Here is an 8,753-nt window from a genome sequence, read left to right as displayed (position 1 = left end):
TACTACGAGAAGCACTTCTCGGCCATCAAGAAGGCCTTCCCGCAGCTGGTGATCCACTCCCTGGGAGCCTCCGAGGTCGAGCACATGGCCCGTATCTCCGGCGTGTCGGTCGAGGAGGCCATCCAGCGCATCCACGCCGCGGGCCTGGACTCCTTCGCGGGCGCCGGCGCCGAACTCCTCCCCGAGCGGCCGCGCAAGGCCATCGCGCCGCTGAAGGAGTCCGGCGAGCGCTGGCTGGAGATCATGGAGGTCGCGCACGGACTCGGGGTGGAGTCCACCTCGACGATGCTGATGGGCACCGGCGAGACCAACGCCGAGCGCATCGAGCACCTGCGGATGATCCGTGACGTCCAGGACCGTACGGGCGGCTTCCGCGCCTTCATCCCGTACACCTACCAGCCCGAGAACAACCACCTGAAGGGCCGGACGCAGGCCACGCTCTTCGAGTACCTGCGGATGATCGCGATCGCCCGCCTCTTCTTCGACAACATCGCCCACATCCAGGGCTCCTGGCTGACCACCGGCAAGGAGATCGGCCAGCTGTCGCTGCACTACGGCGCGGACGACCTCGGCTCGATCATGCTGGAGGAGAACGTGGTCTCCTCGGCCGGCGCCAAGCACCGCTCCAACCGTATGGAGATCATCGACCTGATCCGCAAGGCGGGCCGGGTCCCGGCGCAGCGCGCGACGACCTACGAGCATCTGCTGGTGCACGACGACCCGGCCAACGACCCGGTCGACGACAAGGTCGTCTCGCATCTGTCCTCGACGGCCATCGAGGGCGGCACGGCCCATCCGGAGCTGAAGCTCATCGAGGCCAAGTAGGCGACGGGTGCTGACACTTCACCGGGTGCGGGGGGTCCGGCGGGTGCACGACGGCCCCCTGGACGCCGGGCATGCGGTCGTCGTCGACGGCGCTCGGCTCGCCGCCATCGACCCGTACGAGGAGCTGGCGGCGGAGTACGGCGCGAGGGCGCGGGTGCGGGAGTGGGAAGGCGTCCTGACCCCCGGCCGTCATGAACCGCGGGGCGCGGCGCTGCTGGAGGCCGCCTACCACCCCGATCCACGCGAGGCCGACGCACTGGGCAGCGAGCCGATCACCGGCGAGGCGCTCACCGCACTCGGTATGACCGAGACCCGCTGGGGCGCCAGCGCCCGCCGCGGGCTGCAACGCCTCCTGGCCGCCGGAACGACCTCGCTGACCGGCCCGTTCACCCGGCCCACGGTCCGTACGGCGGTCCAGCGGTCCGGGCTCCAAGAACTGCCGGGCCCCGCTCCGCGCGCACTGACCGTCGACGGCGCTGCCAACTTCGCGGTCTTCGCCGAAGACGGCACCGCGCTAGCCACCGTCCTCGCCGGGCGCCTCGTCCACCGCCGCCGCTGAGGCCTGCTCTGATGTCGCGCCGCCGGTGATGCCGCGCCGCCCGTGATGCCGCGCCCGTGATGTCGCGCCGCTCTGTGGTCTCGCGTCACCCCCGATGTCGTCACGGAGTGTAACGACACAGGGAACTAGCTACTCTCCGTAATCGTTGCTGAGTATAAGGAAGCAGCACGCGAGGCCCTGGGGCTCCCGAGGCCCGGGACTCCCGAGGCGCTGGGCTTCTCCTGTAGGTCTCCGAGGCGCGTACGGCCGTCCCTGACCGGGTGCATCCGACCGTCCCCGACCGAGCGCGTCCGGCCATCCCTGACGGAGCGCACCCGGCCGGCCCCGACGGAGTGCATCCGGCCGTTCCCGACGGAGCGCGTCCGGTCACCCCTGCCGAGGTTGGGCGGCAGGGGGTGCGCCCGGTGCGGGCGTCGGCCTCCGCACGGTGGACAATGGCCCGGTGACCCGAGCATCCCTGGACAAGCAGCCGCACGAAGTCGCCGCGATGTTCGACGACGTGGCGGCACGGTACGACCTCACCAACGACGTGCTCTCCCTGGGGCAGGCGCGGCTGTGGCGCAAGGAGGTGGACCGCGCGGTGGCCGCACGGCCCGCCGAGCGGGTGCTCGACCTCGCGGCCGGCACCGGCACCTCCTCGCTGCCGTTCGCCCGGACCGGTGCGTACGTCGTGCCGTGCGACTTCTCCGTCGGCATGCTGGGGGAGGGCAAGAAGCGGCACCCGTGGCTGCCCTTCACCGCCGGTGACGGCACCCGGCTGCCGTTCGCGGACGGGGTCTTCGACGCGGTCACCATTTCCTTCGGGCTGCGCAACATCCAGGACACGGATGCCGCGCTGGCGGAGCTGTACCGGGTCACCAAGCCCGGCGGCCGGGTCGTGATCTGCGAGTTCAGCGAGCCGACCTGGGCGCCGTTCCGGACCCTCTACACCGAGTACCTGATGCGCGCGCTGCCGCCGGTGGCCCGCGCGGTCAGCAGCAACCCGGACGCGTACGTCTACCTGGCCGAGTCCATCCGCACCTGGCCCAACCAGCCCGAGCTCGCCGCCCGGCTCCAGGGCACCGGCTGGACCAAGGTCGCCTGGCGCAATCTGACCGGCGGGATCGTGGCGCTGCACCGGGGGACGAAGCCGGCCGGGTAGCCGACCAGGGGGTGAAGCGGCCGGGTGGCCGACCGGAAGGCGAAGCGGCCGGGTGGCCGACCGGGGGGCGAAGCGGTGGGGTAGCCGCCCCGGGGGGCGAAGCGGCCGGGGGCGTATCGGCCGGGTGGTCGGCGGGGCCGGCGGGCCCTGGAGTGCGCGCTTGGGTGACGTCCCATCATGGGGCGGGCGCCGGGGGAACCATGCGTACGGCAGTGATGTCTGTACGTTCGTTCGCCCGCGGCAGTGGTTCGTGCTGCCCTTGACCTCCCGGAGCCCGTCGTGTCGTCGTTCTGCCCGGACTGTGGTTCTGCCTCGCCGCCCGAGGCGCGTTTCTGCATGGGCTGCGGCCGGGAGCGGCGGGCCGCCGCGCCACCGGTGCCGGACGGGCCGCCACCACCGGCCCGGCCTCCGGTCCCGGCGGCCCCGCCCGGCCCACCGCAGTCCGCCCTGCCCGCGCCCGCGCCGCCTACACCCGCGTCGCCCGCACCCGTCCCGCCGGCACCCGCGTCGCCCGCACCCGTCCCGCCCGCGCCCGCGTCGCCCGCACCCGCTCCGCCCACGCCCGTCCCGACCACACCCGCGTCGCCCTCGCCGCTCGGCGCCCTGCTCGCCCGTACGGTGAAGGGGGACTGGGGTGCGGCCCTGAAGGTCGCTGCCGGGCCGACGGTGTTGCTGCTGCTCCTGGCTTCGGTGCTGGCGATGTTCTTCTCGGACGACGCGCACGCGGGCGGGCTCGGCTGGGGCGTACGGATGCGGATCGCGCTGGCGGTGCTGCTCCAGAGTGTGGGCGGCGGGTTCACCCTCACCGGCAACGCTTCGGCGTCGCTGGAGGCGTTCGGCCAAGGGCTCGCGGGCGAGGCGACGCTGTCGCTGGTGCCGCTGGTGGTCACGCTCGCCTGGGCGGGGCTGCTTGCGTTCGCGGCCCGGAAGGTGATGGGTGGCCCAAACTCCTTGCGGGGGATGGGCGTTGATGGGGCGGGGGCTGTCGGGCCGGGGGTGGCCGGTGATCGGGGCGGCCTGGTGGAGACCGTGCTGCGGGTTGCCGTGCTCTGCGGCGTCGGCGCCTTCCTCCTCGCCCTGCTGGCCCAACCCTCCTACAGCGGCATCGAGTTGTCGTCCGCGCCGTTCCGCACGCTGCTGTGGTCCTTCCTGCTGGCGGCCGCGGTGTGCGGTGCGGCGGTGGGGCACGGCGAGGCCGGGGCCTGGTTCGCCGCCCAGCCCGCCCAGCTCGGCCGGCAGCGCGCCGTCGGGGCGCTGCGCACCGCGCTGCTCGCACTGCTGACCGTCGTCATGCTGGCCGGCGTCGTCGCGGTCGTGGCGCTGCTCGCCACGGAGAAGCAGGACCTCGACGGCGAGGCGGTCGTCGCGATGCTGGTGCTGTTGCCCAACATCGGTGTGCTGGCGCTCGCCATGGCCTGGGGCGCGCCGGTGACCGCCCAGTGGAACCTTCCCGAGATCCCGTTTCTGCCCACCTCCGGCCGGGGGTCGGTCGGCTATGGCGAGCTGGGGGACGTCGCCGGCGGCTGGCTGCTGTTCGGCGTGATCGTCGGCGGTCTGTGCGGTGCGCTGCTGGTGGGATTCCTGGTCGTACGGCGCAGCGCCGACCGCCGCGAACAGCTGCTGTCCGCGGGCTTCTTCGTCCTCGGGCTGATGGCGCTGGTGCTGGTCGGCGGCGTGAGTGCGAGCGCGGCGTTCCAGCACGGGAGCGGCGGCGAGGGGTACGGGTACGGGGGCGGATACGGCAGCGGATACGGCGACTACGGCGGCTACGGCAGTGGGCACGGCGGCCGGATCGCCGGTGCGCACGCCGAACTGTCCGCGGGCAGCGGGGAGACGCTGCTGTTCGCGTTGTTGTGGACCTTCGGCGCGGTGCTGGTCGTGCCGTACCTGCTGCGGATGGTGGGGCGCCGGGGCGGGCCGGCCGGCCCGGGCACTCCGGCGGCCCCGGCTGCTCCGTACGGCGAGCCGGGGGCTGTTCCCGCTGCTCCGGCCGCTCCGTACGGCGACGGCGACCCGAGGGCCGTTCCCGCCGCCCCGTCTGCGCCTCCCGTACCGACAGCTGCTCCCGCAGCCCCTGACGCCGTTCCAGATGCCGCCCCGGAGGCCGACCCGGGCGCCCCCTCGACCCCCGTCCCTGACGCCGTCCCGAACGCCGTCCCTGATACCGCCCCGGACATCACCCCCCTCATCACCCCCGAGGTTCCCCCACCCGGCGAAGCCCCCAAGTTCCGCCGTCCCGCGCTGAAGTGGGCGGCGCTGGCGCTGGCCGCGTTCCTGGTCGGTGGCGGAGCAACGGCCGGGGCGCTGTACTTCAAGGACCATCGGGGCGGGGGCGCCGACGACCACCGGAACGACAGCCGCGCCGCCCACAAGGCCGACAAGCCGTCGGCGGCCGCCAGCGTGCAGCCCACCCCCGGGCCGGCCACGACTCCGTCCCCGGCCACGACTCCGTCCTCCGCCGCGACGCCGTCCCCGTCCGCGCCCGCCACGTCCACCGCCGGCCTTCCCGACGGCTTCGTCCGGAAGGACGACCCCTACGGGTTCTCGCTCGCCGTGAAGCGCGACTGGACGCGTTCGGCGAAGGGCACCCAGACCGACTACAAGGCGCCGGCCGGCGAGCAGTACCTGCGGATCGGCGTCATCGCCAACGCCCCGCAGTCGTCCTACGACAACTTCCTGAGCATGGAGAAGGGCGCCAGGAAGCGGATCAACTACCAGCGGGCCGAGCTGCGGAAGAACACCTTCCGGGACCGCCCGGGCGCCCGCTGGGAGTTCACCTACGTCAACGACAACGGGAACACCGTGCACGCCATCGACCAGGCGTACCTCGCCGCTGACGGCACCGAATACAGCATCTATTACGAGTGCTTGGAGGTGCTGTACGACCCGGAGAACGACAAGGTCTTCAGCACGGCGCTCAGCACCTGGACCGTCAGCGACGTGGACATCGACTAGGACGTCGACCCAGGGCGTCGACCAGGACGTGTACCAGGCCGGGGGGCCGGCGCGCACCGCAATGCGCGCCGGCCCCCGCCTACAGATCCAGCCGGTGGCAGTACCCGGGCCGCTGCCTGTTCGGCGTGATCACCGTCTCCGCGCGGCGCATCCCCAGCCGCCGGGTCACCGCCAGTGACCGTTCGTTGCGCGCGTCGACCATCGCCACGACATGGCGGACACCGGCCGTCCGTACGGACTCCAGGGCTGCCCGCGCCGCGGCGGTGGCGTACCCCTTGCCCCAGTACGCGCGGCCCAGCCGCCAGCCGATCTCGATCTCGCCCGCGGGGCCCCAGTCCCACGGCCACGGCTGGGCGCCGGTGAAGCCGATGACCTCACCGTCCGCCGGATTCACCAGGGTGTAGAGGCAGAAGCCCCGTTCCGCGTGGTGTTTGCGCTGGCGCGCGGTGAGTTCCTCGTACACCGAGAGTTCGGCGGGGGCGCCGCCGTGGAACTCCATCACCGCGGGGTCGTTGAAGACCCGGTGCCAGTTCAGGGCGTCCTCGTCGGTGGGCACCCGCAGTTCGAAGGCGGGCAGCGGGGTGTTCGGGGGCGGTGTGGCCACAGGCTTCATGGGACAACCCTTCAGGATCTGATCACCAAGGCCCCCATAGACTGCACATGCCCAGTGCCGGTCGGCACCCAGATATCCAGATATCGACTTCCGGGAGACAACGCCGTGACCGAGTCCGAGTCCGCGTCCGTGACCGATTCCGTGACCACCGCCAGCTCGGAGCACTCCGCGGATGTGATCGTCGTCGGTGCCGGGCCCGCCGGCTCGGCCACCGCCTATCACCTGGCCAAGTCCGGTCTGGACGTACTCCTTCTGGAGAAGACCGCGTTCCCCCGCGAGAAGGTCTGCGGTGACGGTCTGACGCCGCGCGCCACCAAGCAGCTGGTCGCGATGGGCATCGACATCTCCGAGGAAGCGGGCTGGCTGCGCAACAAGGGCCTGCGGATCATCGGCGGCGGGTCCCGGCTCCAGCTCGACTGGCCGGATCTGGCCTCGTTCCCGGACTACGGACTGGTCCGTAAGCGCGACGACTTCGACGAGCAGCTGGCCCGTCAGGCGCAGAAGGCCGGTGCCCGGCTGTACGAGCGCTGCAATGTCGGTGCGCCGGTCATCAACGAGCTGACCGGCCGTATCACCGGTGTGCAGGCCAAGCTCGGTGAGGAGAAGGCCCCGGTCACCTTCCATGCTCCGCTCGTGGTCGCCGCCGACGGCAACTCCACCCGGCTGTCGCTGGCCATGGGTCTGCACCGGCGCGAGGACCGCCCCATGGGCGTGGCCGTGCGCACGTACTTCACCTCGCCCCGGCACGACGACGACTACCTGGAGTCGTGGCTGGAGCTGTGGGACCGGCGCGGTGCCCAGGACCGGCTGCTGCCCGGCTACGGCTGGATCTTCGGTATGGGCGACGGTACGAGCAATGTCGGCCTCGGTGTGCTGAACACCTCCGCCGCCTTCCGGGAGCTGGACTGGCGCGAGATCCTCAAGGCGTGGTGTGCGTCCATGCCGGAGGACTGGGGCTACACGCCGGAGAACATGACCGGCCCGATCCGGGGTGCCGCGCTCCCGATGGCCTTCAACCGCCAGCCGCACTACACCAAGGGCCTGCTGCTGGTCGGTGACGCGGGCGGCCTGGTCAATCCGTTCAACGGTGAGGGCATCGCGTACGCCATGGAGTCCGGCGCGATCGCCGCCGAGGTCATCGTGCAGGCGCACGCCCGCGCCACGTACGCCCAGCGCGAGCTGGCCCTCCAGCGCTACCCGAAGATCCTCAAGGACACCTACGGCGGCTACTACTCGCTGGGCCGCGCCTTCGTGAAGCTGATCGGCAACCCCAAGGTCATGCAGATCGCCACCCAGCGCGGTCTGACCCACCCGCTGCTGATGCGCTTCACCCTCAAGATGCTCGCCAACCTCACCGATCCCACGGGCGGCGACGCGATGGACCGGATCATCAACGGCCTGAGCAAGATCGCGCCGAAGGCCTGATCGCGCACGCCAGTTGATCATGGGCGGTTCGCCCACCGCGGGAGCCGCGGCGGGCGGACCTGGTCTCATGCCACGTACAGGCGCTCTGCTTCCGGGCTGACCGTCGTCGCCCTGGCCGGGGACAGCTTGAGGAGTTCCCGGCGGAAGCGGTGCGAGGACGTCAGGTTCTGCCCGTAGGCGGACTTGTTCAGCTCGTCGAGGACGAAGAGCAGGGCCGCACGGTTCTGCTCGACGGCCTCCAGCCGGACCGCCGTGAGCTCGGCCCGGTAGACGACGAGGGTGTTCCACTCGTTCGGCAGGAGAGGCGAGCGGGGGAAGGTCTCCAGTCCCCTCCGGCGGAGCAGTGCGCAGACGGCTTGCAGGCGCTCCAGTCGTAGCCGCTCCCGCCCCTCCAGTGTCGAATGACTGAGTTCCGGACAACGACAGCGCCGTGGTTCTTCTCGACGCGCTTCTCAAGGGCGTCGAGGGTGCTGCGCTGGACATAGATGGCCAACCCGTCCTCCTCATGGGTAAATATGCCCACAGTGAGGGGTTCCTGGCGGCCGCATGGTGAATACGTCTGTTCGTCACCGGATTGCGTGATCAGGTGCTAATGGCGGTGCAACGAGGGTTGCTCCTGTGAGTGCCGCTCCGGCGCGGAGACCGGGCCCGCACCGACGGCGCGGGCCCACCGGAAAGTTTTTCCGGCCGCTGCCGTCACATTCTCCGGCCGGGATCCGTCAGTGCAGTGACTCAGTCAGTGACGACGAGATCTACCGAGGAGCGCAGTGATGGAAGCACGTATGAAGAACCCCGCCGTGGTCCTGCCCGAGGCCATGCAGCCCCTGCTCGAGTTGGTCAAGGCGACGCGGAAGGGCGGGGTGCCGGAGGAGACGCTGGAGCTGGTGCATCTGCGCGCCAGCCAGATCAACGGATGCAGCTTCTGTGTCGACGGGGGTGTCAAGAGCGCCCGGAAGACGGGCGTCGATGACGACAAGCTGTTCGCGGTGGTGGCATGGCGCGAGGCGCCGTACTTCACGGATGCCGAGCGCGCCGCCCTGGCGCTCACGGAGGCGGCCACCCGGCTCGCCGACAGCTCCGACCCGGTGCCGGACCCCGTGTGGGACGCCGCCGCCGACCATTTCGACGAGCAGCAGCTGGCGTCGATCATCCTGACGATCGGCATCACCAACCTCTTCAACCGGCTCAACGCGACCACCCGGCAGCCCGCGGGGGCGGGCTGGTAACAGCCGCTC

The 8,753-nt window shown here is 71.4% G+C and carries 7 protein-coding genes; 6 read left to right on the top strand and 1 reads right to left on the bottom strand.

Annotated elements, in window-relative coordinates; translation table 11 throughout:
* From ACZ55A_RS14550 to ACZ55A_RS14535, 4 genes are all read left to right on the top strand, one after another.
* Nucleotides 1–825: radical SAM protein (locus ACZ55A_RS14550; RefSeq protein WP_468839103.1), on the top strand; the 825-nt coding region annotated here is incomplete at its 5' end.
* A gap of 7 nt (nt 826–832) precedes the next feature.
* The gene (locus ACZ55A_RS14545; RefSeq protein ID WP_468839100.1) at nt 833–1,384 is read left to right on the top strand and encodes a hypothetical protein; all 552 of its coding nucleotides are present in this window, start codon (nt 833–835) and stop codon (nt 1,382–1,384) included.
* 442 nt (nt 1,385–1,826) lie between these two features.
* The gene (locus ACZ55A_RS14540) at nt 1,827–2,525 is read left to right on the top strand and encodes a demethylmenaquinone methyltransferase (RefSeq protein ID WP_468839097.1); all 699 of its coding nucleotides are present in this window, start codon (nt 1,827–1,829) and stop codon (nt 2,523–2,525) included.
* 279 nt (nt 2,526–2,804) lie between these two features.
* Nucleotides 2,805–5,480: a hypothetical protein gene (locus tag ACZ55A_RS14535; protein WP_468839094.1), complete on the top strand. Its 2,676-nt coding sequence runs from the start codon at nt 2,805–2,807 to the stop codon at nt 5,478–5,480.
* A gap of 79 nt (nt 5,481–5,559) precedes the next feature.
* Here ACZ55A_RS14535 and ACZ55A_RS14530 read toward each other — a convergent pair whose 3' ends face one another.
* On the bottom strand, nt 5,560–6,093 hold the full coding sequence (locus ACZ55A_RS14530) for a GNAT family N-acetyltransferase (RefSeq protein WP_468839092.1): 534 nt from the start codon (nt 6,091–6,093) through the stop codon (nt 5,560–5,562).
* Nucleotides 6,094–6,234: 141 nt separating this feature from the next.
* Here ACZ55A_RS14530 and ACZ55A_RS14525 point away from each other — a divergent pair, with 141 nt between their 5' ends.
* Both ACZ55A_RS14525 and ACZ55A_RS14520 read left to right on the top strand, forming a co-directional pair.
* Nucleotides 6,235–7,518, top strand: a complete 1,284-nt coding sequence (locus ACZ55A_RS14525) for a geranylgeranyl reductase family protein (RefSeq protein ID WP_468839169.1) — start codon at nt 6,235–6,237, stop codon at nt 7,516–7,518.
* A 770-nt stretch (nt 7,519–8,288) separates the two neighbouring features.
* The gene (locus tag ACZ55A_RS14520) at nt 8,289–8,744 is read left to right on the top strand and encodes a carboxymuconolactone decarboxylase family protein (RefSeq protein WP_468839089.1); all 456 of its coding nucleotides are present in this window, start codon (nt 8,289–8,291) and stop codon (nt 8,742–8,744) included.
* The last annotated feature ends 9 nt before the right edge of the window (nt 8,745–8,753 follow it).

The sequence above is a fragment of the Streptomyces sp. NPDC034111 genome, from assembly GCF_055575375.1.
Note: the sequence above shows the minus strand (reverse complement) of the source record. Positions and strands in the feature narration are given on the sequence as shown.